Annotated in this window: 2 protein-coding genes; both read right to left on the reverse strand. The window is 45.1% G+C overall.

Annotated elements, in window-relative coordinates:
- Nucleotides 1-91: 91 nt before the first annotated feature.
- A complete protein-coding gene (locus tag AC1TPB_RS24875) occupies nucleotides 92-265 on the reverse strand; it encodes a hypothetical protein (protein ID WP_482078948.1) in 174 nt (57 codons plus the stop codon).
- Nucleotides 255-853: IS21-like element helper ATPase IstB (gene istB / locus AC1TPB_RS24880; protein ID WP_482078949.1), on the reverse strand; the 599-nt coding region annotated here is incomplete at its 5' end. The genes AC1TPB_RS24875 and istB, both read right to left, overlap by 11 nt.

Genomic DNA, 853 nt, shown 5'->3' on the forward strand with positions numbered 1-853 from the left:
TGTAAATGTCAATCAAATAGTTGACCACCTTGCTAACCTAAAAGTTGACCACCCTGGCAGAAATAATAGGCACCCATGGGTGCCAGTTTCATTAGAATAAATCTCTCTGAGTAAGCTGTTGATATCGCTCAAGATTTCCTTGTTCGAGAGCATCTCTTTCTTCCATAAGCCATTGTATCTCTTTACGTAGGCGTTCTATCGCTCCTTCCATCTCAGAAATACCTTCATGCCAGTGTTGGATCTCATCCTTTTGACTACTCATCATAGGCCTCCTTTCCGCGCTGTTCTTTCGTTTGCCGAAACCGGTAGGATTCGCCGTCAAATAGAAGAATGTGCGAATGATGGGTTAGACGATCGAGTAGTGCCGTCGTTAAAGCAGGATCACCAAATACATCTACCCATCGAGAAAACTCGAGATTAGAGGTAATGATGAGGCTTCCCTGTTCATAGCGCTGCGAGATAAATTGAAACAGCAACTTTCCACCTTCGCCAAGCGGAACATAGCCGAGCTCGTCTAAGATGACAAGATCATACTTATTCCAACTTTTAAGAAACCGAGGCAAGCGATACTCCGACTCTGCCAACTGTAATTCTTGTACAAGCTGCATCACAGAGACAAACCGAACGCGATGGCCTTCCAGCATCGCACCCATTCCAACGGCGGTTGCAATATGGCTTTTCCCTGTACCTGGTCTACCAATGCAAATGACATTCTCTCGTCTCGTAATAAAAGCACCTTGAGCGAGCTGTTCGATCTTTAGCTTTGGTAGCTTCGGAATGTGGGCGAATTGGAATTCCTGTAGTGTTTTCGGCTTGGGAAACTTTGCTTGCCGTAAAAGATACTGCTGCTTTT

The sequence above is a fragment of the Paenibacillus sp. Y951 genome (assembly GCF_056786395.1).